The sequence below is a fragment of the Pseudomonas sp. B2M1-30 genome (genome assembly GCF_025447575.1).
Lineage (GTDB): Bacteria > Pseudomonadota > Gammaproteobacteria > Pseudomonadales > Pseudomonadaceae > Aquipseudomonas > Aquipseudomonas botevensis.
The window spans coordinates 193,742-218,796 of the sequence record NZ_JAOEJT010000004.1; the positions used below are offsets into that span (position 1 = coordinate 193,742).

General features: G+C 62.4%; 25 protein-coding genes. 6 read left to right on the forward strand and 19 right to left on the reverse strand.

Annotated elements, in window-relative coordinates:
• Positions 1-8: 8 nt before the first annotated feature.
• The 3 genes from N8H74_RS10360 to N8H74_RS10370 are packed head-to-tail and all read left to right on the forward strand — an operon-like array spanning position 9 to position 1,606.
• Positions 9-443, forward strand: a complete 435-nt coding sequence (locus N8H74_RS10360; RefSeq protein WP_262147370.1) for an NUDIX domain-containing protein — start codon at positions 9-11, stop codon at positions 441-443.
• A gap of 24 nt (positions 444-467) precedes the next feature.
• Positions 468-1,106: a LysE family translocator gene (locus tag N8H74_RS10365; protein WP_217833728.1), complete on the forward strand. Its 639-nt coding sequence runs from the start codon at positions 468-470 to the stop codon at positions 1,104-1,106.
• A gap of 2 nt (positions 1,107-1,108) precedes the next feature.
• On the forward strand, positions 1,109-1,606 hold the full coding sequence (locus tag N8H74_RS10370; protein ID WP_217833729.1) for a GNAT family N-acetyltransferase: 498 nt from the start codon (positions 1,109-1,111) through the stop codon (positions 1,604-1,606).
• A gap of 30 nt (positions 1,607-1,636) precedes the next feature.
• On the opposite strand, the gene metR is transcribed toward N8H74_RS10370, so the two are convergent.
• Positions 1,637-2,554, reverse strand: a complete 918-nt coding sequence (metR, locus tag N8H74_RS10375) for a transcriptional regulator MetR (RefSeq protein WP_217833730.1) — start codon at positions 2,552-2,554, stop codon at positions 1,637-1,639.
• A 193-nt stretch (positions 2,555-2,747) separates the two neighbouring features.
• Between metR and N8H74_RS10380 the strand changes: the two genes are divergently transcribed.
• Positions 2,748-3,782 carry an alpha/beta hydrolase gene (locus tag N8H74_RS10380; protein ID WP_262147374.1) on the forward strand — a complete coding sequence of 345 codons (1,035 nt, stop codon included), beginning with the start codon at positions 2,748-2,750 and terminating at the stop codon, positions 3,780-3,782.
• 153 nt (positions 3,783-3,935) lie between these two features.
• Here the strand turns inward: N8H74_RS10380 and N8H74_RS10385 are convergent, their stop codons facing one another.
• Genes N8H74_RS10385 through N8H74_RS10410 form a run of 6 tightly spaced genes read right to left on the reverse strand, consistent with a single transcriptional unit; the run spans position 3,936 to position 11,238 of the window.
• Positions 3,936-5,327 (reverse strand): sigma-54 dependent transcriptional regulator, encoded by a 1,392-nt coding sequence (locus tag N8H74_RS10385; protein WP_217833733.1) that lies wholly within the window; start codon positions 5,325-5,327, stop codon positions 3,936-3,938.
• Positions 5,317-7,089, reverse strand: coding sequence for an ATP-binding protein (locus tag N8H74_RS10390; RefSeq protein ID WP_262147709.1), 1,773 nt, complete (start codon positions 7,087-7,089; stop codon positions 5,317-5,319). The genes N8H74_RS10385 and N8H74_RS10390 overlap by 11 nt, the downstream gene beginning before the upstream one ends.
• Before the next feature lie 9 nt (positions 7,090-7,098).
• On the reverse strand, positions 7,099-8,226 hold the full coding sequence (locus N8H74_RS10395) for a GNAT family N-acetyltransferase (RefSeq protein WP_262147376.1): 1,128 nt from the start codon (positions 8,224-8,226) through the stop codon (positions 7,099-7,101).
• A gap of 36 nt (positions 8,227-8,262) precedes the next feature.
• Positions 8,263-9,144: an alpha/beta fold hydrolase gene (locus N8H74_RS10400; protein WP_262147378.1), complete on the reverse strand. Its 882-nt coding sequence runs from the start codon at positions 9,142-9,144 to the stop codon at positions 8,263-8,265.
• On the reverse strand, positions 9,141-10,535 hold the full coding sequence (locus N8H74_RS10405; RefSeq protein ID WP_262147380.1) for an aminotransferase class III-fold pyridoxal phosphate-dependent enzyme: 1,395 nt from the start codon (positions 10,533-10,535) through the stop codon (positions 9,141-9,143). The genes N8H74_RS10400 and N8H74_RS10405 overlap by 4 nt, the downstream gene beginning before the upstream one ends.
• Positions 10,528-11,238, reverse strand: a complete 711-nt coding sequence (locus N8H74_RS10410) for an HAD-IB family phosphatase (protein ID WP_262147381.1) — start codon at positions 11,236-11,238, stop codon at positions 10,528-10,530. Before N8H74_RS10410 ends, N8H74_RS10405 begins: the two co-directional genes overlap by 8 nt.
• Positions 11,239-11,467: 229 nt before the next feature.
• On the opposite strand from N8H74_RS10410, the gene N8H74_RS10415 reads away from it, so the two are divergent.
• A complete protein-coding gene (locus tag N8H74_RS10415) occupies positions 11,468-12,229 on the forward strand; it encodes a MipA/OmpV family protein (protein WP_262147382.1) in 762 nt (253 codons plus the stop codon).
• A gap of 99 nt (positions 12,230-12,328) precedes the next feature.
• Positions 12,329-13,201 (forward strand): fatty acid desaturase, encoded by an 873-nt coding sequence (locus tag N8H74_RS10420; RefSeq protein WP_262147383.1) that lies wholly within the window; start codon positions 12,329-12,331, stop codon positions 13,199-13,201.
• Between the two features lie 46 nt (positions 13,202-13,247).
• Here the strand turns inward: N8H74_RS10420 and N8H74_RS10425 are convergent, their stop codons facing one another.
• The 12 genes from N8H74_RS10425 to N8H74_RS10480 form a co-directional block, all read right to left on the reverse strand.
• Positions 13,248-13,655 carry an EamA family transporter gene (locus tag N8H74_RS10425; protein ID WP_217833740.1) on the reverse strand — a complete coding sequence of 136 codons (408 nt, stop codon included), beginning with the start codon at positions 13,653-13,655 and terminating at the stop codon, positions 13,248-13,250.
• A gap of 7 nt (positions 13,656-13,662) precedes the next feature.
• Positions 13,663-14,037, reverse strand: a complete 375-nt coding sequence (locus N8H74_RS10430; protein ID WP_262147385.1) for a transporter — start codon at positions 14,035-14,037, stop codon at positions 13,663-13,665.
• Positions 14,034-14,954 carry an arginase gene (locus N8H74_RS10435; RefSeq protein ID WP_262147386.1) on the reverse strand — a complete coding sequence of 307 codons (921 nt, stop codon included), beginning with the start codon at positions 14,952-14,954 and terminating at the stop codon, positions 14,034-14,036. Before N8H74_RS10435 ends, N8H74_RS10430 begins: the two co-directional genes overlap by 4 nt.
• A 108-nt stretch (positions 14,955-15,062) precedes the next feature.
• A complete protein-coding gene (locus tag N8H74_RS10440; protein WP_217833801.1) occupies positions 15,063-15,392 on the reverse strand; it encodes a GlpM family protein in 330 nt (109 codons plus the stop codon).
• 20 nt (positions 15,393-15,412) lie between these two features.
• Complete coding sequence (locus tag N8H74_RS10445) at positions 15,413-16,741, reverse strand: sigma-54 dependent transcriptional regulator (RefSeq protein WP_262147387.1); 1,329 nt, start codon at positions 16,739-16,741, stop codon at positions 15,413-15,415.
• Positions 16,738-18,639, reverse strand: coding sequence for an ATP-binding protein (locus N8H74_RS10450; RefSeq protein WP_217833744.1), 1,902 nt, complete (start codon positions 18,637-18,639; stop codon positions 16,738-16,740). Before N8H74_RS10450 ends, N8H74_RS10445 begins: the two co-directional genes overlap by 4 nt.
• 97 nt (positions 18,640-18,736) lie before the next feature.
• Positions 18,737-19,471 carry an amino acid ABC transporter ATP-binding protein gene (locus N8H74_RS10455; protein ID WP_217833745.1) on the reverse strand — a complete coding sequence of 245 codons (735 nt, stop codon included), beginning with the start codon at positions 19,469-19,471 and terminating at the stop codon, positions 18,737-18,739.
• A complete protein-coding gene (locus N8H74_RS10460; protein ID WP_217833746.1) occupies positions 19,468-20,139 on the reverse strand; it encodes an ABC transporter permease subunit in 672 nt (223 codons plus the stop codon). Before N8H74_RS10460 ends, N8H74_RS10455 begins: the two co-directional genes overlap by 4 nt.
• A complete protein-coding gene (locus N8H74_RS10465; RefSeq protein ID WP_217833747.1) occupies positions 20,139-20,885 on the reverse strand; it encodes an amino acid ABC transporter permease in 747 nt (248 codons plus the stop codon). The genes N8H74_RS10460 and N8H74_RS10465 overlap by 1 nt, the downstream gene beginning before the upstream one ends.
• 192 nt (positions 20,886-21,077) lie before the next feature.
• The gene (locus tag N8H74_RS10470) at positions 21,078-22,004 is read right to left on the reverse strand and encodes a glutamate/aspartate ABC transporter substrate-binding protein (RefSeq protein ID WP_262147389.1); all 927 of its coding nucleotides are present in this window, start codon (positions 22,002-22,004) and stop codon (positions 21,078-21,080) included.
• Positions 22,005-22,268: 264 nt separating this feature from the next.
• A complete protein-coding gene (gene mtr, locus N8H74_RS10475) occupies positions 22,269-23,537 on the reverse strand; it encodes a tryptophan permease (RefSeq protein ID WP_262147391.1) in 1,269 nt (422 codons plus the stop codon).
• A 150-nt stretch (positions 23,538-23,687) separates the two neighbouring features.
• A complete protein-coding gene (locus N8H74_RS10480) occupies positions 23,688-25,025 on the reverse strand; it encodes an amidase family protein (protein ID WP_262147393.1) in 1,338 nt (445 codons plus the stop codon).
• Between the last annotated feature and the right edge of the window lie 30 nt (positions 25,026-25,055).

Consider the following 25,055-nt stretch of genomic DNA (forward strand, 5'->3'; position numbering starts at 1 on the left):
GCTGACCCATGACTTCTGCATCCGCCGTTACCGCCCGCATCATCCGCATCGCCGCCGCCCTGTTGATCGGCCCTGACGGCCGCACGCTGCTGGTGCGCAAGCGCGGCACCACGGCGTTCATGCAACCGGGCGGCAAGATCGAAACCGATGAGCTGCCGGTGCACGCACTGGCCCGGGAGCTGGAAGAAGAGTTGGGCCTGGTCATCGATCCTGTACACGCCACATTTCTTGGACAGTTTTGCGCCCCGGCCGCCAACGAGCCGGGATTTGTCGTGCAGGCGGACATTTTTCAGCTGCGCATCGACGCCGATGTCTGTCCGGCCGCCGAAATCGAAGAAGTGATCTGGATCGATCCGGCCACCGATGGCGGGGTGCCTCTCGCCCCATTGACACGCGACCTGATCCTGCCGTTTTATCGAGCCTCGCTGACCGCTATCGCTTGATCATCCACGCACAGGACGCCGCCCATGATCCCGCTTCATGACTTGCTGATTTTCGCCGCCGCTGCGCTGCTGATGGTGCTGACGCCGGGGCCGAACATGATCTACCTGATCTCGCGCTCGATCTGTCAGGGGCGCAAGGCCGGAGTGACGTCGTTGCTGGGGGTGGTGGGCGGGTTTTTCGTCCACATGTTCGCCGCCGCTGCCGGTCTGACGGCGGTGTTTCTTGCGGTGCCGATGGCCTATGAAGTGTTGAAGTGGGCCGGCGCGCTGTACCTGCTGTGGCTGGCCTGGCAAGCGGTCAAGCCTGGCGCGCGCTCGCCCTTCGAGGCGCAGCAATTGCCGGCGGACTCCACGCGCAAACTGATCAGCATGGGCTTTCTCACCAGTGCGCTGAACCCGAAGATAGCGGTGTTCTATCTCTCGGTGTTCCCGCAGTTCATTTCGCCGGAACACGGCTCGGTGTTCAGCCAGAGCATCATGCTCGGCCTGACCCAGATCAGCGTCAGTTTCTCCGTCAACCTGTTGATTGCACTGTTCGCGGCGGGCATCGCCTCGTGGTTCGTCAACAACCCGACCTGGCTGGCGGCGCAGCGTTATTTCATGGGCTTCGTGCTGGGTGGCCTGGCCGTGCGCCTGATGTTCGAGCAACGCCGGATGGCCTGAACATGTGGATCGAACGCCTGGACGCCAGCCATGCGCTGGCCTACCGCGAGTTGATGCTCGAAGCCTACGACCGCCACCCGCAGGCGTTCACCTCCAGCGTGCGCGAGCGCGCGGCGATGCCGTTGAGCTGGTGGGAGTCACGCCTGACCGGCAAGCTCGATGTGGTTTTCGGCGCATTCGAGGCGGGCAGACTGGCCGGCATCGTCGGCCTGGCGTTCGAACCACGGGAGAAGGCCCGCCACAAAACCACCCTGTTCGGCATGTACGTGTCAGCCGAGTTTCGCCAGCACGGTCTGGGCCGACAACTGGTACAGGCTGCTCTTGCCGAAGCGCAAACCCACCCGACCCTGAAAGTCATTCAACTGACCGTCACCGCCGGCAACGACCCCGCGTTCAATCTCTACCAGCGTTGCGGCTTCATCCAGTTCGGCCTGGAACCCCTGGCGGTGCGAGTGGGCGAGGACTACTTCGACAAGATCCACATGTGGCGTGAACTCTGACGATCACCGACCGACTCGCACAATCTTGTGCTAGCGCACCGCGCTGACCCCGTCCAGCGTCGAGAACGAGGTGTCCTTGGCCGTCAGCAGGAAGTCGCGCATGTACGGTGCGTCGAGCATGTCGGCGCGGATGGCGGCGTAGAGGGTTGCAAACAGGCCTTTCTCGCCCAGGCGCTTGGCTTTCACGTAACCGCGCGAGCTGTATTCATGCAGCGCCCAGTGCGGCATGCCGCACACGCCACGGCCGCTGGCGACCAGTTGCATCATCATCACCGTCAGTTCCGAAGTGCGGACCTGCGCCGGTTCGATGTCGGCCGGTTCCAGGAAGCGGGTGAAGATGTCCAGGCGGTCGCGCTCCACCGGGTAGGTGATCAGGGTCTCCGTCAGCAGGTCTTCCGGGACGATGTAGGGCTTGCTAGCCAGCGCATGCTGGTTGGCCACCGCGAGCATCGCTTCGTAGGTGAACAGCGGCACGTAGGTGAGGCCGGCGATTTCCAGCGGATCGGAGGTCACCACCAGATCCAGGTCGCCCCGGGCCAGGGCTGGCAGCGGGGCGAAGGAGAAACCCGAGGCGAGGTCGAGTTCGACTTCCGGCCAGGCATCGCGGAACTGGTCGATGGTCGGCATCAGCCACTGAAAGCAGCTATGGCATTCGATCGCCATGTGCAGGCGCCCGGCCGTACCGCCGGCCAGTCGGCTGATGTCGCGTTCGGCGGCGCGCAGCAGCGGCAGGGTGGCGTCGGCCAGTTGCAGCAGGCGCAGGCCGGCGCTGGTGAAGCGCACCGGTTTGGTCTTGCGCACGAACAGCGGCATGCCCATGCGTTCTTCCAGCTCCTTGAACTGGTGGGACAGCGCCGATTGGGTCAGGTGCAGGCGGTCGGCGGCATCGACCAGGCTGTCGGCTTCACGCAGGGCATGCAGGGTTTTCAGGTGACGGATCTCAAGCACCGCAGGCTCCATGAAGAAAATTTGTGACAATCTTAAGAATGTTGAGTTTGTCTCATGTTGTTCGGACTGTCGAGGGGGAGCAGAAATGACCGCTCGGCACTCTTCATCAAACTGTCACGCAACTGTGGCAGCGCGCTCGAACAAACTTCATCAGACTCGCGCTCTACTGGGGTTCTGCGTTTCGGTGTTTTTCATGTTCAAGGGATTTTTTTCAATCGCGGCTTTTCTGCTCGCGGTTTTTTGCGGTTCGCCGACGTTTGCGGCGACGCGTTGCGACGTCAATGTACCGACCGAACGGGTCGATCTGGAGCAGGTGAGCCTGGCCTACCAGAGCATCGGCCGTGCCTCGGATCCGGCGCTGTTGCTGGTGATGGGCCTGGGCGGGCAGTTGATTCACTGGCCGGACGAAGTGGTGGTCGCGCTGTGTCAGCAGGGCTTTCGGGTGATTCGCTATGACAACCGCGATGTCGGCCTGTCGACCTGGCGCCAGGCACCGGCCGAGGCCAACCTGACTTTTGAAGTGCTGCGCTACAAACTCGGCCTGCCGGTGGCGGCGCCGTACAGCCTGACCGACATGGCCGATGACGCCCTCGGGCTGATGGATGCGTTGCACATCGAGCAGTTCCATGTACTCGGCGCAAGCATGGGCGGGATGATCGCCCAGCATCTGGCGGCGATGGCCCCGCAACGGGTGGAAAGCCTGACCCTGATCATGACCAGTTCCGGCGCCGAAGGTCTGCCGGCACCGAGCGCGGCGCTGGTGCAATTGCTGTCGCGCCGTGGTGCGCCGAATCGTGAAGTGGCGCTGGAGCAACAGGCCGATCTGCTGGCGGCGCTGGGCAGCCCGGCGGTCAGCGATGACCGCCAGGCCCTGCTGCATCAGGCGGCGCTGTCCTATGACCGGGCGTTCAATCCCGAGGGGGTGAAGCGGCAGATCATGGCGATCCTCGCCGAGCCGAGCCGGGTGGCGTTGCTCAACCAGTTGCGGGTGCCGACGCTGGTGGTGCATGGCACGGCCGATCCGTTGCTGCCGGTGATGCACGGCGTGCATCTGGCGGCGCATATTCGTGGCAGTCAGCTGCGGCTGATTCCGGGACTGGCCCACCGTTTCCAGGAGGCGTTCAAGGAACCGTTGCTGGCGGCGGTGTTGCCGTACTTGCAGCAGCATCGTGAAGACACGTCGCACTGGGCGCAGATCGAGCCGGTGGCGGGTGGCAACCTGTTGTAGCGGGTGGTTTTTGCGGTGGTTGTTCGTGCCTCTTCGCGGTCAAGCCCGCTCCCACATTGGCAGGAGTTGCCTTTGCAGGAGAGGGATGACCAAGACAGTTGCTCCCACATCGGTTGTGTTGCTTTTGTGGGAGCGGGCTTGCCCGCGAAGGGTTCAGCGCACGATCTTGTCGACGTGAATCCCCAGTTTTTTCAGGCGATACCAGAAGCTGCGCTCGGAGATGCCGATCAGTTGCGCAGCCGCGGCCTGAACCCCGTTGCTCTGGTGCAGGGCGGCGAGGATGTACGCCTTTTCGACCTCGGCGAGCGCGGCTTCCAGATCCGCCGGCACGCCGTTGATTTCGCTCAGCGGCGCGCTGCTGTCAGCGGTTTGCGCGGCGAACAGGTAGGCCGGCAGATCCTGTTCCTCGATGACCCCGGCGGAGGCGACGATGGTCGCGCGCTCCACGCAGTTCTGCAGTTCGCGGATATTGCCCGGCCATGAATAACGGGTCATGGCCTGCAACGCCTGCGGGCTGAAACCGGTGATGCGCTTGCCGGCGGCAGCGCCCAGGGTGTGGGCGAAATGCCGGGCCAGCGGAGCGATGTCCTCGACCCGTTCGCGCAAGGCCGGCAAAGGAATCGGGAACACATTCAGGCGGTAATACAGGTCTTCGCGAAACTCCTTGTTGGCCACCGCTTCCAGCAGATTCTTGTTGGTCGCGGCGATGACCCGCACATCGACCTTGCGCTCGCGAGTATCGCCCACCGGTTCGATCACCCGCTCTTGCAAGGCACGCAGGATCTTCGCCTGCAAGGCCAGCGGCATTTCACCGATTTCGTCGAGAAACAGGGTGCCCTTGTCGGCCTGCTGAAAGCGCCCGATGCGATCCGCCACGGCGCCGGTGAACGCGCCTTTGCGATGCCCGAACATTTCACTTTCGAGCAAGCCTTCGGGGATCGCCGCGCAGTTGACCGCGACGAAGGGTTTGTCGGCGCGGTTGCCGTGTTTGTGGATGGCCCGGGCGACCATTTCCTTGCCGGTGCCGCTTTCGCCGCTGAGCAGCACGGTGGCGGCGCTTTCCCGCACCGAATCCACGGCCTGGAGCACACTGCGAAAGCTCGGGCTGTCGCCGATCAGGCTGTCGATCTGCGCCTGCTCGTCGAGTTCGGCGCGCAGGCGCTGGTTGTCCTTGAGGATGTCGCGAAATTGCAGGGCCTTGCTGACGGTGATGTCCAGTTCGTCGATGTCGAACGGCTTGGCGATGTAGTCGAAGGCGCCGTTGCGCATCGATTGCACGGCGTTTTTCACCGTGCTGTAGGCGGTCATGACAATCACCGGCACCTGCGGGTAGCGGTTTTTGACTTCCGCCAGCAGTTGCGGGCCGTCCATGCCGGGCATGCGCCAGTCGCTGATGATCAGGTCGATGTCTTCGGACTCCAGCACTTTGAGCGCATGCAGGCCGTTGCCGGCGGTGAACACCGCAATGCCGTTCTGACTCAGGGCCGAAGCCAGCAGATCGCAGAGCTTGGGCTCGTCATCGACCACCAGTACGTTATGCGTCATCGCTGCCCTCATCGAGTTCTTCACCGTTGGCCGGAATGTACAGGCTGAAGGTAGCCCCGGCATCTTTTTCACTGATGCATTCGATGCGCCCGTCATGGTTTTCCATGATCGAGTACACCTTGGCCAGGCCCAGCCCGGTGCCGGAGGCCTTGGTGGTGACGAACGGCGTGAAGATCCGTTCGAGCATGTCCGGCTCGATGCCCTGGCCAGTGTCGCTGACGCTGATCACCGTGTAGTCCTGGTCGCTGCTGATGCCCAAGGTCAGGCGGCCGCCGTCGGGCATGGCGTCGATGGCGTTGACGATCAGGTTGAGGCCGGCCTGCTTGAGTTGCCGCGCGTCGGCATACAGGGTCGCGGCGGGCGCGCGGTCGTCGATCTGCACATCGATGTTGTGGCTGCTCAGCTCCGGTGCGCAGAAACCCGCCAGCTCCTCCACCAGCGGCCGCGCCAGTTGGGTTGTACGCAGCGGTGCGCTGGGTTTGGCGAAGTCGAGAAACTCGGTGATCAGGTCGTTGATGCGGCTGACCTCGCTGACCACGTATTCGAGGTGACGCTTGTCGTTTTCCGGCAGGTCGGCGCGCCGGTGCAGCAGTTGCGTGGCGGTCTTGATGATGCCCAGCGGGTTGCGGATTTCATGGGCCAGGCCCATCGCGACTTCGCCCAGTGCATGCAGGCGGTCGCGGCGCCGCAGTTGCGATTCCAGGTGCTGCAATTCGCCCAGGCGTTCGCTCATGTGGTTGAACGTGCTGCTCAGCTCCGCCAGTTCATCGCCGCCGGTCACCGGCAGACGCTGGCGATAATCCCCGGCGATCACCGCTTGCACGCCTTTGGACAGGCCGCGCAACGGTTTGGTCAGCCGCTGCGACACCAGCCAGCCCACGGCCAGCGAAGCCGCCGAACTGAGCAGGAAAATCAGGATGAACAGGTTGCTCTGGTTCACCAGCCCGACCAGCGTGGAGTGGCGCAGCAAGCCGCTGAAAACCACGCCTTGCAACTCGCCGCTTTCATTGAGGATCGGTCGATAGATGCCGCTGTAGCGACTGGTTGACTGCTCGATGGGTTGCTGGGTGGTACGCAGCAGTTGTTCGATGTTTTTCGGTACGGCCGCCGGGTGATCCTCGAAGCGCTGGGTGGAAAAAATTTCCGACAGGTTGCCGTCTTTGGCCAGATACAAACGCAGATCCAGCGAATGCACATCGGCAACGCTGGTCAGAAAGCTTTCATCCAGATAGGTGCCCACCACCAGTTTGTAGTCGACACCTTCCTGCTCGGTGGCAAAGGTCGAGACCACGGTGCCGGTGCTGACGCCGCCGACCTGAAGCGTCTGCAAGACCGCTTTGGGCGCCAGGCTGATCTGCCGCACGATGTCGTCGGCGGCGGTGCTGAACACCACTTTGTGATCGCTGTCGCGTACCAGGGCCACCACGTCGATCCCCATGGAGTCGGCGATGTCGGCGGTGAGTTTGTCATGCCGGGTGCTCGCCCGATCCGTGGGCGGACGGGTATAGCGCAGGAATAACTGCGCGACCCGGGCGTTGTCGCGGAGGATTTCGCTGATCTCGTCCTCGACGATCTTGGTCGACTCCTGCAGCCAGATCCGCACGTTGCTGTCGAAAATCTGCGACAGGGTCGTGGCGGCCAGCTCGGCGGCAATCATGGTGGGAATCACGCTGACCAGCCAGAACGCCAACACCAGCTTGCGTTGCAGGCTCCAGCCGGAGAGGGCGAAGGGTCGGGCGGTGGCGCGGCGGTCGTTGATCATCATGCTCGCTTATTGCTGTTCGCTGATTGCAGCCGCCATGGCCGGATCGGTTCGATCCGGGCGGATGAACACTTTCACCAGCCGCAGCAGGCGATCGAATACAGGGTTGCGGTGACGGAAAAACACGGTGTTGCCGACAAACGAGCAACCCAGGCGCAGCTTACTGGCATACCCCGCCTGACCGCACGCGTAGAGTGCAATGCCGTGTTCAATACAGTAGCCGACATTGGCCAGCCAGCTGCGCATGTACAGATGGTGATCGCGAGTACGGGCCAGGTCATGGGCGAAGAATTTGTCGACCATGCGATGTCCGTCCAGCAACACCAGGTTGAACGCCACCAGTTCGTCCTCGATCCAATACAGCGCGCACGCAGCGCGTTCATCGAGGTGTTCGAGGACTTCATGAAAGTAGCCGTGGGGCAGGCGTTCGAAGGTCAGGTCGCTGCGGGCCAGGGTCGCCTCGTAGAGCTGCATCATGCGCGGCAGCAGGTCGTGTACCGAGCGTCGCCACTCGATGCGCGGGCCTTGTTTGCGCAAGGTGCGACGCAAGTCCTTGCGAGTGGACTTGCCAAGGCTGCCCAGGTAAGCGTCCACCGAACCGAAGGTGATCGGCAGTTCGGCACCGGGCAGGCCGGGCATGCTTTGCAGTCCGGCCTGACGGCACGCCGCCAGCCATTGCGGGTTGCGATGACTGGCGTCCTTGACCGCCAGCAGGCCGATTCCGGCCCGGTCGGCATCCTCGCGGGCCAGTTCCAGCAGGCGAACGAACAACGACGGCAAGCGGGCCGGATCGAGGTGCGGTGCCGTGCCGACATGGCATTGCTCGGCGACTGGCGATCCAAGTGCGTACAGATGAATGTCGAACATCCCCGGCCACCAGCGGCGCAACCGTTCGCTGATGCGCTTGGCCGGGCCTTGCAGGGTGGTATCGAGGGAATAGGCGGTGGTGAATGCCACCGCCGCCGCGATCAACTGGTCGTCCTCGTAGAGCGTCAGGTAGCGCCAGGCAAATCCGGCGATACCGGCACGCTCGACGGCGCGATAGTAGGCCCAGTCTTCCAGTTCATCGGGAAAGCAGGCGTTCCATGCAGCGCAGTCAATCGCTTCGATGGTTGCAAGGGTTCGGGCCGTGATCACATCGCTTCCTTAAAGGGTTCTCGTCGTGCAATCGGTTTACGCCAGTTGTCGGTATTCCTGAGCCGGCAGGGAATGGCTGACGGAGGGCACCGCCGCCCGATGGTTTTCGATGAAGTCCACGCTCAGCTCCACGACACGCCGGTATTGCAGGTCGACCGTGATCATGTGATAGCAGTCGTCGAGCAGAATCTTCACCACGTCGCCGCCGAGCTTGCGCTCCACGTAGTCGGCGTTCCAGCGGCTGGTGATGTCGTCCTCGATGGAGTGCAGGACCAGCGCCGGGGTGGTGATGGACGGCATGCGTTTCTTCACCACGGCGTTCATGCGGTGCAGTTCGCGCACGGTCACGCCCTCCATGGTCAGCAGACCGGCCTGACTGCTCTGGCCTTCTTTCATCTGCCGTTCGACGATGGCGCGCAAACGTTCGTTCTTGATGCCGTAGGGTGGTTTTTCCTCGAAGCGACAGATGTGTACGCCGAACGGAATCTTCATCAACAGCGGCGTAAGGAACGCCAGTTTGTGGATGCTCCAGCCGTCGTACTTGAGGGTCGTGGAATACATCAGCAACCCGGCCACTTGCCCCGGATGTTCGGACGCCACGTACATCGACATCACCGCCCCCATGGACAGGCCACCGACGAACACTTTCGAGTGATGGCGGCGGATGTCGACGAAGGTCTTGCGCACCCCCTCGTACCAGTCGCGCCAACCGGTGGCTTGCAGATCGGCGTTGTTCCCGCAGTGCCCGGCCAGGGTCGGCACATAGACCGTACACCCGGCCTTGGCCAGGCCCACGGCCACCCGACGCAACTCCGTCGGGGTGCCGGTGAGGCCGTGGATCAACAGCACCGCGACCTCCCCCGAGCCGAGAACGAAACCGGCGTTGCCTTCGCCCAGATCGATCCCGTGCTCGTTCATCGCTTCATCGCCCGGTGCAGAAGACGGTCGAGCAGGGCCAGGCCGAGGTCGATTTCCGGATAGCTGATTTCCAGCGATGGCGCGAGGGTGATGACGTTCTTGTAGTAGCCGCCGACGTCGAGGATCAGGCCCAGGCGCTTGCCGTCGATCTCGATGTCGCCCTTCATGCCTTCCTCGACCATGAAGTCCAGGGTGGCCTTGTCCGGGGTGAAGCCATCCGGCGCGCAGATTTCGCAACGCAGCGCCAGGCCCAGACCGTCGACGTCGCCGATGATCGGGTAGCGCTTCTTCAGGTCTTGCAGGCCTTCGAGGAAGTATTTGCCCTTGGCCATGACCATCGCGCCGTAGTCGACTTCGCTGGTCATCTTGAACATTTCCAGGCCCACGGCGGTGCCCAGCGGGTTGGAGGCGAAGGTGGAGTGGGTCGAGCCTGGCGGGAAGACTTTCGGGTTGATCAGTTCTTCCTTGGCCCAGATGCCGCCCAGCGGGTTGAGGCCGTTGGTCAGGGCTTTACCGAAGACGATCACGTCCGGTTTGACGTCGAAGTGTTCGATCGACCACAGCTTGCCGGTGCGATAGAAACCCATCTGGATTTCGTCGACGACCATCAGGATGCCGTGCTGGTCCAGCACATGCTTGAGTTCGCTGTAGAAGTTCATCGGCGGAATCACGTAGCCGCCGGTGCCCTGGATCGGCTCGACGTAGAACGCGGCGTATTCACTGGCGCCGACCTTCGGGTCCCACACACCGTTGTATTCGGTCTCGAACAGGCGGGCGAACTGCTGCACGCAGTAGCTGCCGTACTCTTCCTTGGTCATGCCTTTCGGGCCACGGAAGTGGTACGGGAACGGGATGAACTGCGCGCGCTCGCCGAAGTGGCCGTAGCGGCGGCGATAGCGGTAGCTGGAGGTGATCGACGAGGCGCCGAGGGTACGGCCGTGATAACCGCCCTCGAAGGCGAACATCAGGCTCTTGCCGTTGCTGGCGTTGCGCACCACTTTGAGCGAGTCCTCGATGGACTGCGAGCCGCCGACGTTGAAATGCACCCGGCCGTCGAGGCCGAACTTGTTCTTGGCGTCGACCGCGATCATTTCCGACAGCTCGATCTTGCCCTTGTGCAGGTACTGGCTGGCGATCTGCGGCAGGGTGTCGATCTGTTGTTTCAGGGCATTGTTCAGACGCGGGTTGGCGTAGCCGAAGTTGACCGCCGAGTACCACATTTGCAGGTCCAGGTAGGCCTGGTCTTCGGTGTCCCAGACGTAGGAGCCTTCGCAGCGGCTGAAGATGCGCGGCGGCTCGATGTAGTGGACGGTGTCGCCGTAGGAGCAGTACTTGGCTTCTTTTTCCAGAAGGATCTGGTCTTCGGCTGTCGCGATGCGGATATCAGACATGGTGCAGGGTTTCCTGTGCTTCAGAAGTGGATTCGGTGATGAAACGCACGGCGTTGGCCGCGCGGGCCAGCGGCAGCCGGGCCAGCAGCGCCGGCAGTTCGGCGAAGCTGTCGAAACGGGCGTAAGGGATGGCGTTACGCTCGCAGTGTTCGGCCAGACGGCCCTTGGCGAAAACGAAATCGGCGGTGGAGGCTACGCACATGTCGGACTGGCCGTCGCCGATCACCAGCACGCGTTTGCTCGACGGCGTGGACTTGCATTTGCAGTTGCCGGAGGCCGCGCGGCAGGCGTCGCTGGCGTAGGGGAAATCGATGCGCCATTTGTCGTGATCGACCTGGCGCAGGCGGTTGGCGAGGATCGGCAGCAAGGTGACGTAGTTGCGCGCAAGGATTCGCGCGATGCCTTGCTCGATGCCGTCGCTGACCACTTCAACGGTGGCGCCGAGGCCGATCACGTGGTCGACGAAGTCGGGGAAGTCCGGATCGATCTCGACGCTGTCGAAGAACGCCAGCAGTTGCGAAGGCGTGGCCTGGATCAGCGCGAGCTGGCGGCTGAGGCATTCACGCGAACCGATGGTGCCTTGCAGCCATTCGTTTTCGATCGCCTCCCAGCTCGGGTCGGCGAAGCGTTCCAGGATGCTGTCGATTACGTCGGTACGGGTGATGGTCCCGTCGAAGTCACACACGATATGCCAGTCAATCATCTGCGTTACCTGTTGCGTCGGTGCAGTTGTCGGGATGCGCGGTCAGCGCCTGGCAGGGGAGGGAGCAGGGACTATGCCAAGTCGGCGAGGCCCGGTAATGGCGGGGGCGAGCGGGGTTTTCGCGAAACGGAGCTACAATTTTTGTAGCTTGCTACAAACAACATGAGTGCTTGCGCGAAGGGGCTTATCCGGGGATTGATGCGCGCAGGTTTGCAAAAGGAATGACCTCATGACGCGCAACACGCTGGCTGTATTGATCGCATTGACCTGCCTGTCCGGGGCCGCCCGTGCCGACGGCATCACCGGTGAGGCCGGCGTCGGGCTGGGTTATCAGCCTCACGATCCGATCGGCAGCCGCTACGAAACGCGGCCGCTTCCGTATCTCGATCTGGACTGGGGGGACGTCAGCCTCAGTACCGATGACGGCCTGACCTGGAACGCCCTGAAAAGCAATGGTTTCAGCGCCGGGCCGTATCTCAATTACCTGCCCGGACGCACGGCCAACGGTGAGTTGCGCGGCCTGCGTGACGTGCCGGACATGGCCGAGGCCGGCGGCTTCGTGCAATACGCCCCGGCCGATTTCTGGCGGGTGTTCGCCTCGGTCGGCCAGGCCGTGGGCGGTGGCAGTGGCCAGGGCGGGGTATTCGGCCGGGTCGGCGGCGAGATCGGTTATCCACTGGGCGGCGGGGTGATCGGCAGCAGCAACCTGACTGCGCATTTTGCCGATGCCCAAGGCACTCAGACCTTCTTCGGCGTCAGTGATCGCGAGGCGCAGGACTCCGGTATCCGCGCCTACAACGCCGGAGGCGGTTTGCAGAACATGACTCTGACCCAGAGCTTCGAGATTCCCCTGGCGCCACACTGGTCGCTGGTCACCAGCGCGAGCTGGATTCACCTGACCCGTTCGGCGGCGGACAGCAGCATTGTCAAAGCAGTGGGCGACACCAATCAGGGCGAGGTACAGGCCGCCATCGCCTACAAGTTCGACTGATCCCGGCCTGCCTTCCTGCGCCCGGACTATCGGGCCAGGGGAATCTGGTCTGAGGTTTGCAAACAGCCGTGTCGAACCCATTCCCTCAGGATGTTCTTCATGGCTCGTCCCGTTTACCGTCTGCTGGCCCATTCCTTGTGGGACCTGATTCCCATTGCCCTGGGCCTGGCCCATTTTGCCTTTGTGCTGTGGCTGGTTTGTGCCTTCCACGGGCTGTCCTGGTGGGCCTTCGTGCCGTTGGCGCTGGGCTACGCGATCAGCCTGTCGTGGAGCATCAACAGCATTTCCCACAATCAGATCCACAACGCCTATTTCACCCCGGCGTGGCTGAACCGTGGGTTTGATCTGCTGTTGTCGGTGACTATCGGTTTTTCGCAAACCCTGTATCGCGATATCCACAACCGCCATCACCGGGGCAACTCGGATCTGCCGGATGCGGACGGCAAAACCGTTGATCCGCTGTCGATTTATCAGCGGGGCAAGGACGGGCAGCCGGAGAATCCCTGGGCCTACACCTTTCTGAGCTTTTTCCGTGACGATCCCAAGCCCATTTACACCGAGATGCGCCGCAAACGCCCGAAGGACGCACGTTGGGTGCAGGTGGAAATCTATGTGACGGTGGCGTTTTATCTGCTGCTGGCGGTGTACGACTGGCAAGCAGTGCTGGTGTTGTTGCCGTTCTGGTATCTGGGCCAGGCGCTGTCGTCGCTCAACGGTTACTACGAACACTTCGGCGGCAACCCGGACCTGCCCATCGCCTGGGGCGTCAGCGCCTACAGCCCGCTGTACAACCTGCTGTGGATGAACAACGGCTACCACGCCGAACACCATTACCGGCCGAAAATGCACTGGACCCGGGTCAAGGCGTTTCATCGGCAGATCGCCCAGGAACAGCGCGAGGCGGGGGTCAAGGAGATTCCGCTGGCCCACGGGCTGGGCTTTCTGCTGACTCACCGCAAGCAAGACAGTTGAGGCGTTTGGCGTGAGCTGCCGCTTGCGGCAGCTCACTTGAGCGGTGTCAGTTCTCTTCGCCTTCAGCCAGCAAGGCGATCCCGGCCATGATGACGGCCACGCCGACCCAGTGCAGCAGACTGATCTGCTCGCCCAGCCCCAGCCACGATCCCAGCAGCACGCCGACAAAGACCAGCGAACTGAGGGGAAAGGCCAGCGACAGACTGCTGCGCCGCAGGATCAGCATCCAGACGAAGAACGCGCCGACGTAGCAGGCGATCGCCACCCAGACGCCAGGCGTCAGGACGATGTCTTGCAGCCATTGCAGGCTGAAATCCATCTGCCCCAGGTGATCACCCCCAACCTTGCTGGCGATCTGTCCGCCACTTTCCAGAATAATCAGCAGCGCCCAGAGCACGACGGTGCCCAGACGTCCGTGGAGCCATTGCATCGAGTCTTTTCCTTGCAGCGTCATGGGTGATTCAGACATGGCCGACACACACGAGCATCACGCCCGCCGTAATCACCAGAGTTCCCAGCCAGCGCCGGCGGCTGACGGTTTCGCCCAGCACCACTTTGCCCGCCAGCACCACGCCGCAATAGGCCAGCGCGGCGGCGGGAAACAGCAGGCTCAACGGCGCCCGCGAGAGGGCGCCGAGCCAGACGAAAAACTCGACCACATAGGCGCCGATCCCGCACCACAACAACGGCGCATTGAACACCTGGCCCCAGAACACCTGGAGGCGGAAGTCGCCGTCCAGTTGCGGCAGGCGATCCAGGCCGAGCTTGAAACAGAGCTGGCCGATGACGTCCAGAACAATGGACAGGGCCACCAGCACGATCACGGTGAAGGTCATGGAAACAGCTCCTCGAACAGCTCGATCAAGACCTGATTGGTCGCGGCATTGCGTAGGAGATCGGCGTCACTCCAGCGCTCGGCGGGCGGCTGATCGGTCCTGGCCTCCCAGCGTTTGAACAGGTTGCTGAAGGCCGGGCGGGCGTATTCGCCGCAGATGTCGATCCCCAGCACACGCTTGTTCGCCGCCAGCGCGCGCAAGGCCTGGAGCATGTGGCTCAGGCGCATGCCGCCCTGATCCCAATTGGTGGCGGCGTCTTCGCTGGCCAGCACGTCTTTGTCGATGGTGATCCACACCGCATCGGTCGGCAGGCCGGCAATCATGTTGTCCAGGAACAGCGCCCAGTCCAGCGTGGACAGGTTGTGCCAGTGCAGCATGTTTTCCTGCTGCTCATGCCCGGCGCCATCACCGATCCGTCCCCAGACCTTGGAGGGCGGGTGCTGCCACGGGAACAGCTGCAAGACCCCGCGCTTGAGTGCGCTCAGGTTACCGCCCTTCAGTTGCGGATTTTGCAGGTCGTCGCTGCACGGGCCGAGGGTCACGATGCGGCGGATGTTCGGCAGCTTCAGCGCCTGATTGACCCAGGAGCCGCAATGCCGCCGGGGCGCGAAGCGCACCCAGTCCGGATGATTGTCGAAATGAATGAGGCTGACCGGCTCGGGCAGGTCAGTGAGAAAGGCCGGGGTCAGGTGGTGATAGTCACCGGAGCCGACGAAGAAGATTTCCGGCGCAGGTCCGCTGTGCCGGGGCCGTTGCTGCAAGCGTTCGGCGAACCGCCGCCAGGTGCGCTCGCTGGACCAGAGGCGCAGTTTCGGGCCGAGGTCGAGCAGGTCGAGGCGTCTGGCGCGGCCGCTGTCGAGCAGGCGCGCAATCGGCGCCTGGGCAGTCAGGCTGTGATCGAGATCGAGAATGTTCAAGGTCGCTATTCACCCTTGGCAGACCCATCCAGACACCGGCCTCATCCATCATGAGGGCCGGCCGGGCGGGCTTTGCCGGGTAAATGCAAGGGACGGGCCAGCGCTGTTTCAGGCGTGCAGGCGAACCCAGAGCGTGACCAGCACGGTCGCGGCGATCAGCCACGCCACCACCGCCACGGCCAGTGATGCCTCCAGGCGCAGGCGATCGAGCATCACGTAGAGGGTCGCCAGGTAGATGAAGTACGGAATGATCGACCACATGCCGAACACGATGGTGGCTTTCAGGTCGTCCAGCGAGCGGCCCTTGCCGACGATGTAGTGGGCAATCAGGGCGAACGTCGGAAACAACGGCACCAGCCCGGCGATGTAATAGTTCTTGGTTTTCGACAGCGCCGCGAGGATCACCACCACCGCCGCGCCCAGTGCCGCTTTCAGAATCAGATCCACGTCGTTCTCGCTTAATGGCTCAGGCCGTACTTTTTCACTTTGTCGAACAGCGTGGTCTTGGCCATGCCCAGTTCCTGGCTGGCCTGGGTCAGGTTGCCGCCGCTGCGCTGCAAGGCATCGCCGAGCAGATTGCGCTCGAAGGCTTCCACCGCTTCGGCGAATGCCAGGCCCTGACCACCACTGCTCGCGCCGGACTTCTTGAACGCCGGCAGGCCGAGGGCGAAGCGTTCGGCGACGTTGCGCAGTTCACGCACGTTGCCCGGCCAGTCGTGGCTCATCAGGTTCGACAGGGTCTGGTTGTCCAGCTCGGGGGCCGTGCGGTCGAAACGCAGGGCCGATTGCTGGGTGAAGTGTTCGAACAGTTGCAGGATGTCTTCGCGGCGCTCGCGCAGCGGCGGCAGTTCCAGCGTCACCACGTTGAGGCGGTAATACAGGTCGCTGCGAAACTCCCCGGCCTTGCTCGATTCGTCGAGGTCGGATTTGGTCGCGGCGATCACCCGGCAATCCACCGCCACGCTCTGGTTCGAGCCGAGGCGTTCGAGGGTGCGTTCCTGCAACACCCGCAGCAGTTTGATCTGCAGGGGCAGGGGCATGCTTTCCACTTCGTCGAGGAACAACGTGCCGCCGTCGGCGTGTTCGATCTTGCCGATCCGCCGCTTGCCGGCGCCGGTGAAGGCGTTGGCCTCGTGGCCGAAGATTTCGCTTTCGAAGAGGTTTTCCGGCAGGCCGCCGCAGTTCAGCGCAACAAACTGTTTGCCGTGCCGGCGGCTGAAGTCGTGCAGGCAACGCGCGACCAGTTCCTTGCCGGTGCCGGTTTCACCTTCGATCAACACGTTGGCCGAGGTGTCGGCGACGTTGGCGATCAGTTCGCGCAGGTTTTGCATGGCCGGCGAGCGGCCGATGATCCGTCCCTCAAGCGAGTCGCGCTCGGCCAGTTGCCGGCGCAGCGACGAGACTTCCCGCGCCAGCCCACGTTGCTCCAGGGCACGGCGGGCGACGTCCACCAGACGCTCCGGGGAGAATGGTTTCTCCATGAAGTCGTAGGCGCCTTTCTGCATCGCGCCGACCGCCATCGAGATGTCGCCGTGGCCGGTAATCAGCACCACTGGCAGGCTGCGATCCCGCGCCTTGAGCCGGCTCAGCAGCTCCAGGCCATCGATGCCGGGCAGACGGATGTCGCTGATGACAATGCCGGCGAAGTCGTCGCCGACCCGCTCCAGCGCTTCTTCGGCACTGCCGACGCCGATGCAGGGAATGTCTTCCAGGGTCAGCGCCTGCTGGCAACCGAGCAGGACATGAGGATCGTCTTCGACGATCAGCACACTAAGGTCGTTGTTCATATCGGCTCGGCAGGAGTAGGGCTTACCAACGGCAAACTGAGGACGAAGGTGGTGCCACCGCTGGCCGGGTGTTCGACACCCAGATGGCCGCCAGTGGCGGCAGCGAGGCTGGCGGACAGGGTCAGGCCGAGGCCCAGGCCCTGCTCGCCGGGTTTGGTGGTGAAGAACGGCTCGAACAGATGCTTGCGCGCCTCGGCGTCGATGCCGTGGCCGTTGTCGCGCACCCGCAGGCGATATTTGCCGTCGAATTCCTCGCCTTCCAGCCACAGTTCCGGCAGCGGTTGCGCCTGCATGGCGTCGAGGGCGTTGCCGATCAGGTTGAGCAGAATCTGTTCGAGGCGGGTCTGGTCGATCTGCACCTGCACGTCGTCGAACTGCCGATGCAATTGCAGCGCTGTGTTTTCCAGGCGCGCGCCGAGCACTTGCAGCGCCGCATCCACCGCTTTGCCGAGGCTGGCACGGCCCTTGTCGTCGCCACGCCGGGCGAAGGCGCGCAGGCTGGCGGTGATCCGGCCCATGCGGTCGATCAGGTCGTTGATGGTTTTCAGGTTGGTGCTGGCGACATCGAGCTGGCCGCGTTCGAGGAAGCGAATGGTGTTGCCGGACAAGGTGCGCATCGCCGCCAGCGGCTGGTTCAGTTCGTGGGCGATGCTGGTGGACATCTGCCCGATGGCGGCGAGTTTGCCGGCCTGGACCAACTCGTCCTGGGCGCGGCGCAGGGTTTCCTCGGCCTGGCGTCGTTCGCGGATCTGGCTCTTGAGCCGATCGTTGCTGGCGCGCAGGTCGGCGGTGCGTTCGGTAATCCGACGCTCCAGTTGATTGTTGGCTTCCTGCAACGCTTCGCGGGCGGCGAGGCGGGTGGCAATCACTTTACGGCGCTCGTTCCAGGCGATCAGCAGGAACGCCACCAGAGCGAAGGCCACGGCCACCAGAATGCCCTGGTTGATCGCTTCGCGGCGCAAGTCCTGCAACGGTGTCAGCAGGGTGAAGTTCCATTGCGTGTCGCTCAGCGGTCGGGTTTGCGCCAGGTAACTGATGTCTTCTTCGTCGGCCTTCACTTCGCTATTGGCCGGGAAGGTGAGTTTTTCCACGCCTTCGGCCAGGGTTTCCCGGGCCAGTGGTTGCAGTTCGTTGAGCGGGAACCAGTAGTACTGGAGGCTGCGGGCGAGTTTTTCCTTGATCGCGTCGCTCAGCGGCACCACTGATTTCAGGCGCCGGGCCGGATCGCTGGAAAGAATGATGATGCCGTTCTCATCGCTGACGAACGCTTCAAGACGCGCCCGTTGCCAGCGCTCTTCCATGGCCTCCAGTCGCACCTTGACCACCGCGACGCCGATGATCTTGCCGTGTTCTTCCAGGCCGTGGGCCAGGTAGTAGCCGGGTTCGCCGCTGGTGCTGCCAATGCCGTAGAAGCGTCCGGGCTGACCGCGTACGGCGTTCTGGAAATAGGCACGGAACGACAGGTCTTCACCGAGGTAGCTGTCGACATCGCGCCAGTTGCTGGTGGCCACCACGCGGCCGGTGGTGTCCATGACGTAAATGGCCCGGCTGCGGCTGCGCCGGTTCAGGCCATCCAGGTATTCGTTGACCGTTTGCCGGTGTTCGGCGCTCGGATCGTCCAGCAACTGCGAAACGCTCGATTCGAGCTCCAGCAGGCTGGGCAGGTAGGTGTATTTGCTGATTTCGCTTTCGACCGCGCGGGCGTGCAGTTCCAGCTGACGCTGGCCGTTTTCGCCGAGGCTGCGGATGCCGAAGTGTTCACTGGTCCAGAAGCCGACGTAACCCAGTCCGATCATCAGGGCGATGATCAGCGGCGGCAGGAACAAATGGCGGATCAGACGGGGTTTCACGGCAAGTGATGGCGTGGTTGCGCGATAAAGAGTGGGGTCGCATTTCATCACAGATGCCTTGGGTCAACCACAACACAAATCTACTGGCTTCATCTATCCGGTGTGGGAGCGGGCAAGCCCGCTCCCACAGGTTCAGCGGGGTTCTTCAGTGCTGCAGGATTTTCTCGAGGAAGTGCTGCGCGCGTTCCGAGCGTTTGCTCACGTCGCCGAAGAACTCTTCTTTCGGGCAGTCCTCGATGATTTTGCCCTGGTCCATGAAAATCACACGATCAGCCACTTTGCGGGCGAAGCCCATTTCGTGGGTCACGCACATCATGGTCATGCCTTCGTGGGCCAGTTGCACCATCACGTCGAGCACTTCGTTGACCATTTCCGGGTCGAGGGCCGAGGTCGGTTCGTCGAACAGCATGACGATCGGGTCCATCGCCAGCGCACGGGCAATGGCCACACGCTGCTGCTGGCCGCCGGACAATTGGCCCGGGTGCTTGTGGGCATGGGCCGACAGGCCGACGCGGTCGAGCAGTTGCAGGCCTTTCTTGGTCGCTTCTTCCTTGCTGCGGCCCAGCACCTTGATCTGCGCGATGGTCAGGTTTTCGGTGATGGTCAGGTGCGGGAACAGTTCGAAGTGCTGGAATACCATGCCGACGCGCGAACGCAGTTTCGGCAGGTTGGTCTTCGGATCGGCGATCGAGGTGCCGTCGACCACGATGTCGCCCTTCTGGAACGGCTCCAGTGCGTTGACGCACTTGATCAGGGTCGACTTGCCCGAACCCGACGGGCCGCAGACCACGATCACTTCGCCTTTCTTGACCTCGGTGCTGCAGTCAGTCAGCACCTGGAAGTCCCCATACCACTTGTTGATGTTTTTGATAGAGATCATACGGCGAACCTTTTTTGCAGGCGCTTGACCAACCGCGAGGCGGCGAAGCTGATGATGAAGTACACGAGACCAGCGAAGATCAGGAACTCATTGGAGCGACCGATGATGTCGCCGCTGGCGCGAGAGGCGTTGAGGAAGTCCACCAGGCCCACGGTGTAGACCAGCGAGGTGTCCTGGAACAGGATGATGCTCTGCTGCAACAGCAGCGGGGTCATCTTGCGGAACGCCTGGGGCAGGATGATCAGGCGCATCATCTGGCCGTAGGTCATGCCCAGTGCCTGGGCGGCGCCCATCTGGCCCTTGGGAATCGACTGCACGCCGGCACGGACGATTTCGCAGAAGTACGCCGCTTCGAACATCATGAACGCCACGATGCAGGAGGTGAACGCTCCGATCGGCGTGTCTTCGCCGGTGATCCAGCGCAGCACGAACGGCACCGCCAGGTAGAACCAGGTGATGACCAGCAGCAGCGGGATCGAGCGGAAGTAGTTGACGTAGGCACCGGCGATATTCGCCAGCAGCTTGTTATGGGACAGGCGCATCAGCGCCAGGATCGTCCCGATGATGATCCCGCCGATCACGCCCAGGGCCATCAGCTTGAGGGTCATCACCATGCCGTTCCATAAACCGGGAATGGCCGGGATGATGCCACTGAAATCGAGTTCCATTATTTACCCCCCACGGAGATCAGGCCGGGCACGGCGACTTTCTTCTCGACCAGGCGCATCAGCAGCATCAGGCTCATGTTGAGGGTGAAATAGATCAGGGTCGCCAGGGTGAACGCTTCGAACAGGTTGGCCGAGAACTCGGCGGTCTGTTTGGTCTGCGCCAGCAGCTCCATCAGGCCGATCAGCGACGCCACGGAGGAGTTCTTGAACACGTTCAGGAATTCCGAAGTGAGCGGCGGAATGATGATCCGGTAAGCCTGTGGCAGCAGCACGTTCCAGTAGATCTGCGGCAGCTTGAAGCCCATGGCGCGGGCGGCGGATTCCTGGCCGCGCGGCAGCGCCTGGATACCGGTACGCACTTGTTCGCAGACCCGCGCGGCGGTGAACAGGCCCAGGCACACGACGACGCTCAGGTAGGCCGAGGTGGTCGGGTTCAGGTCCTGCTTGTACCACTCCTGCAGGTTTTCCGGCAGCAGGTCGGGCACCAGGAAGTACCAGATGAACAGCTGAACCAGCAGCGGCACGTTACGGAACAGCTCGACGTAGCAGGTGGCGATGCCCGACACGATGCGGTTCGGCACGGTGCGCATGATGCCCAGCAGCGAGCCGAGTACCAGTGCGATGATCCACGCGACGATGGCGATGGCGATGGTCCAGCCCAGACCGGAGATGAACCAGTCGAGATAGGTCTCGCTGCCCACGCCGGTGGACTTGAAGAACACGCCCCAGTCCCAGTTGTAATTCATTAGGGTCTCCCCTCGATTCGATCGATGTACAAGTGCCCGCCTGGGGAAGATCCTTTCCCGTCTGACGTTGAACGCCAGGCACACGCGATCGGCTCGAAAACCACCAGGTCGAGTGTTCCAGTTGAAACCAGCAGGTATTGGCTGTCGCCTGAGGGAAGATTGGCTCCCTCAGGCGATAAGGTTAGATCAATGTCAGATCTTCACGTCTGGCGCCGGCTTGTCGCTCGGGTTGGCGATCAGGTCTTTAACCTTGTCGCTCATCGGGAAGTTCAGGTTCAGGCCTTTTGGCGGGATCGGGCTTTCGAACCACTTGCTGTAGATCTTGTTGATTTCGCCGGACTTGTACAGGGCGACAATCGCGTCATCCACGGCTTTCTTGAAGGCCGGGTCGTCTTTGCGAACCATGCAGGCGTAGGCTTCGAAGGACTGTGGAGTACCGGTGATGACCCAGTCGTCCGGCTTCTTGGCCTTGGCTTCTTCGCCGGCCAGCAGGGCGTCGTCCATCATGAAGGCAACGGCGCGGCCGCTTTCCAGCATGTTGAAGGATTCGCCGTGGTCTTTGGCGGAGATGATGTTCATGCCCATCTGCTTGTCGGCGTTCATCGCTTTGATGATGCGCTCGGACGTGGTGCCGGCGGTGGTCACGACGTTTTTGCCTTTCAGGTCGGCGAAGTCAGCGTAGGACGGCTTGCCTTCCTTGTTTTTCTTGACCAGCAGACGGGTGCCGATTTCGAAAATGTTGACGGTGAAGTCGACTTGCTGGGCGCGCTCGGCGTTGTTGGTGGTGGAGCCGCACTCGATGTCCGCGGTGCCGTTCTGGATCAGCGGGATACGGGTTTGCGAGGTCACCAGGTTGTACTTGGTCTGCAGGTCGGGTTTGTTCAGGTCTTTTTTCAGGGCTTCAACGATAGCGACCTGAATGTCGTGGGAGTAGCCGACGGGTTTGCCTGAACCATCCGCGATGTAGGAAAACGGAATGGAGCTGTCGCGGTGAGCGAGCGTGATGGTGCCCGAATCGTTGATCTTCTTAAGGGTGCCGGTGAGTTCGGCAGCGAAAACTGGTGTGCTGATCAGAGCGGCAGCAATGGCTGCGCCCAGGATATGGGGAACGATGCGCATCAAATTTTCCTCGACATTGTTTTTTTTATGGAGCCGGTTGAGCGGGCCCTTTTGTGCTTCGAATGCCTGACGGCTCCTGTTGTGTTGGCGCAACAGACATTCGTCGGGAGAGTGTAGAGCATGAGTCGTGCCAGACCAGTTGATACTGGTTAAGATATTGATTTATATCGGTATTTATATTTTTTTAAGGTGTTTTTCCACGTTTCTGATCCGGTTATCCGAACCGACCGCAAGGTCGCGTTCGGAAAACCGAATGCGGACGGTTCAGCGCCAGACCGGCAACGCGTCGAGCATGAACAGCAGGTGCGATACCGCGCAGAGTCCCCCGAAAAACAGCACCAGAACGATCATCGGCATACCGCCCCAGACCCGGTAGCGCGGACTGCAATAGCGTTTGCGCGAGGCCCGGGCCAGCAGCGCCGGCGTGACGACCGCCCAGAGCGTGGCGGCCAGTCCGGCAAAACCGATGGCGTGAATGAACCCTTCCGGCCAGAGAAAGCCGCCCAGCATCGGTGGCAGGAAGGTCACGGCAGCGGTTCGCAGGCGCCCCATGGGGTAATCGTCGAAGCCGAGTACGTCAGCCAGGTAATCGAACAGACCCAGCGTCACACCGAGAAACGAGCAGGCTACGGCGAAGTTGGAGAAGAAGGTCAGCAGCAGATCGACATTGGCGCTGTCCAGGCGCGAGCCAAGCGCACTGATCAGCACGTCGATATTGCCGCCGCGCTGGGCAATATCCTTGAACGCCTCGCGCGGAATATTGCCCATGCTGCACAGCATCCATACCAGGTACAGACCCAGTGCGATCAGCGTGCCGCCCAGCAGGCAGGCGCGGATTCGTCGCGGCTCCTTGCCGTAGTGCTTCATCAGGCTCGGCACATTGCCGTGGAAACCGAACGAAGTCAGGCAGAAGGGCAGCGTCACCAACAGATAGGGCCAGTAAGCGCTGTCGCCGCTGCTCTGGTTGAGCAGCGTGGCCGGCTGGACATGACTGAGCAGGCCGCCGAAGGTCAGGAAGAACGCCAGGATCTTCGCGCCGAACACCAGGGTGGTCATTCGGCTCACCGCCGAAGTGCTGAGCCAGACAATGAATGCCACCAACAGGGTGAAGCCCAGCCCGCCGATGCGCGGTGACAGCTCAAGGCCCATGGCATGCGCGGTGTGGTGAATCACCGAGCCACTGGCGGAAATATAGGCGTAGGTCAGGGTGTAAAGCACAAAGACGATGCTCAGACCGTTGACCCGGTTCCAGGTGCGACCAAGCAGGTCGCGGGTGATGGTCGAGAAGCTCGCGCCTTCGTGGTAGTTCAGGTTGGCCTCAAGAATCATCAGGCCGGAATGCAAGGTGCAGAACCAGGCAAACACCAATACCGCGACGGAACCGTAGAACCATAGTCCGGACATGACCACCGGCAAGGAAAACATCCCCGCGCCGACGATGGTGCCGCCGATGATCATGGCGCCGCCCAGTACCGAGGGCGAGCGTTCGACAGCGCTGGGTGCAGCGGATGAAGCAAGTGAGGTGGAACGCATGGCGGGGCCTGCATTGATATTGTTATGAAGGGTTCGATCCAGTGAACCTCCGGCAGGCGTGAGCCGGCCCGCGAAAGCGCGGTATCAGCCAGCATCGATGCCTGCTGACGCCCGCCGCCGCGGGCCGGCTCAGTCCTGCAGGTTCGACGCTTACCTGATGTTCAGCCGTTGCGCCAACCGGCTCACCGCCTGCAACAGAAACCCGTCCTGCCCCGGCAATGCATCGAACGACAGCCCCACGGGCAAGGCATCCGCCGCCGCTACCGGTATGGTGATGCTCGGTGCCGCCAGATTGCTCGCCGGATCGGTATTGCGCACGAATCGCTCGAAATGGCTTTCCATTGCGCAATCCTCCAGCAGCGGTGCGCTGCAACTGACGGTCGGGTACGCCATCAGATCCAGCCGATGCCGGGTGAACAGTCCCCGGTATTCCTGCTCCAGCCGTACCTTGCCCATCAACGCCTGTACATAGTCGGTGTAGGAAATCGCCGGGCTTTCCAGTTGGGCAGTGAGGATCTTCTTGATCCCGGGATCTTCGATCCGCGCCAGGATGTCGAGGAATTCTGCGCCGCGTCCTTCCTTCATCAGGAATCGAGGAAAGTCGATGAAGAATTCGTAGATTGGCAACGGAAACTGGATGCACTCGTTGAGCTCGCCGATCACGCTGTCGTCGACCGGGACGATCTGCACGTCACTGGCGGCGAGCGTGTCGATGGCGGCACGGCAGTCGCGGCTGACGTTGTCATCCAGGTCGGCCCAGAGGAAGCGTTCGGGAATGCCGATGCGCAACGGGTGATTCGTGGGCAGTGCTGGCAGGTGGTGGGCAGTCAGGTGCCCATGGACAAACCGGCAGTCCTCCACCGTGCGCGTCAGCAGGCCCGGCGTGTCTTTGGTCTGCGAGACGGGGACGATGCCGTCGGCCGGATACCCGCCAGTGGTCGGGCGCAAGCCGACGATCCCGCAGAACGCCGCCGGAATGCGCACCGAACCGCCGGTGTCGGTGCCCACCGCGCACGGCACCAGCCCGGCGGCGACAGCGGCGGCGCAACCGCCGCTGCTGCCCCCGGCACTGTAGCGCTCGTTCGTCGGGTTGATGACCGCGCCGTGGGTGTGATTGGCCGAGGTCACGCCGAACGACAGTTCGTGCATGTTGTTCTTGCCTACCACGCGCGCACCCAGTTGCTTGAATCGTGCAACGATGCCGGCGTCGGCCTGTGGCAGGTAATCGGCAAGGCCGGGTGTACCGGCGGTGGTCGGCATGCCCAGCACGTTGATGTTGTCCTTGAAGGACACCGGCAAGCCATACAGCGGCGCTTGCCGATCCGCGTCCGCGACATAGGCCAGCATCGCCGGGTCGAAAGTGATGAAGCTGTTCAGATGCTGCGCGTTGCCATGGCGCTCGCGCAGAGCCTGCTGCCAGGTGTCGAGGCAGAGCTCGCCCCGGCGAAATCCGTTAACGAGCTGTTCGATTGAAAACTGACTGTACATGGAAAGTCTCGGCGAAAAGGGAAGGACGCA

Bases quoted from the DNA above. Each gene is read 5' to 3' on its own strand.
- N8H74_RS10360 (WP_262147370.1), top strand. From the start codon at position 9: ATGACTTCTGCATCCGCCGTTACCGCCCGCATCATCCGCATCGCCGCC.
- N8H74_RS10365 (WP_217833728.1), top strand. From the start codon at position 468: ATGATCCCGCTTCATGACTTGCTGATTTTCGCCGCCGCTGCGCTGCTG.
- N8H74_RS10370 (WP_217833729.1), top strand. From the start codon at position 1,109: ATGTGGATCGAACGCCTGGACGCCAGCCATGCGCTGGCCTACCGCGAG.
- N8H74_RS10380 (WP_262147374.1), top strand. From the start codon at position 2,748: ATGTTCAAGGGATTTTTTTCAATCGCGGCTTTTCTGCTCGCGGTTTTT.
- N8H74_RS10385 (WP_217833733.1), bottom strand. From the start codon at position 5,327: ATGACGCATAACGTACTGGTGGTCGATGACGAGCCCAAGCTCTGCGAT.
- N8H74_RS10390 (WP_262147709.1), bottom strand. From the start codon at position 7,089: ATGATCAACGACCGCCGCGCCACCGCCCGACCCTTCGCCCTCTCCGGC.
- N8H74_RS10400 (WP_262147378.1), bottom strand. From the start codon at position 9,144: ATGAACGAGCACGGGATCGATCTGGGCGAAGGCAACGCCGGTTTCGTT.
- N8H74_RS10405 (WP_262147380.1), bottom strand. From the start codon at position 10,535: ATGTCTGATATCCGCATCGCGACAGCCGAAGACCAGATCCTTCTGGAA.
- N8H74_RS10410 (WP_262147381.1), bottom strand. From the start codon at position 11,238: ATGATTGACTGGCATATCGTGTGTGACTTCGACGGGACCATCACCCGT.
- N8H74_RS10415 (WP_262147382.1), top strand. From the start codon at position 11,468: ATGACGCGCAACACGCTGGCTGTATTGATCGCATTGACCTGCCTGTCC.
- N8H74_RS10420 (WP_262147383.1), top strand. From the start codon at position 12,329: ATGGCTCGTCCCGTTTACCGTCTGCTGGCCCATTCCTTGTGGGACCTG.
- N8H74_RS10425 (WP_217833740.1), bottom strand. From the start codon at position 13,655: ATGACGCTGCAAGGAAAAGACTCGATGCAATGGCTCCACGGACGTCTG.
- N8H74_RS10430 (WP_262147385.1), bottom strand. From the start codon at position 14,037: ATGACCTTCACCGTGATCGTGCTGGTGGCCCTGTCCATTGTTCTGGAC.
- N8H74_RS10445 (WP_262147387.1), bottom strand. From the start codon at position 16,741: ATGAACAACGACCTTAGTGTGCTGATCGTCGAAGACGATCCTCATGTC.
- N8H74_RS10450 (WP_217833744.1), bottom strand. From the start codon at position 18,639: ATGAAATGCGACCCCACTCTTTATCGCGCAACCACGCCATCACTTGCC.
- N8H74_RS10455 (WP_217833745.1), bottom strand. From the start codon at position 19,471: ATGATCTCTATCAAAAACATCAACAAGTGGTATGGGGACTTCCAGGTG.
- N8H74_RS10460 (WP_217833746.1), bottom strand. From the start codon at position 20,139: ATGGAACTCGATTTCAGTGGCATCATCCCGGCCATTCCCGGTTTATGG.
- N8H74_RS10465 (WP_217833747.1), bottom strand. From the start codon at position 20,885: ATGAATTACAACTGGGACTGGGGCGTGTTCTTCAAGTCCACCGGCGTG.
- N8H74_RS10470 (WP_262147389.1), bottom strand. From the start codon at position 22,004: ATGCGCATCGTTCCCCATATCCTGGGCGCAGCCATTGCTGCCGCTCTG.
- mtr (WP_262147391.1), bottom strand. From the start codon at position 23,537: ATGCGTTCCACCTCACTTGCTTCATCCGCTGCACCCAGCGCTGTCGAA.
- N8H74_RS10480 (WP_262147393.1), bottom strand. From the start codon at position 25,025: ATGTACAGTCAGTTTTCAATCGAACAGCTCGTTAACGGATTTCGCCGG.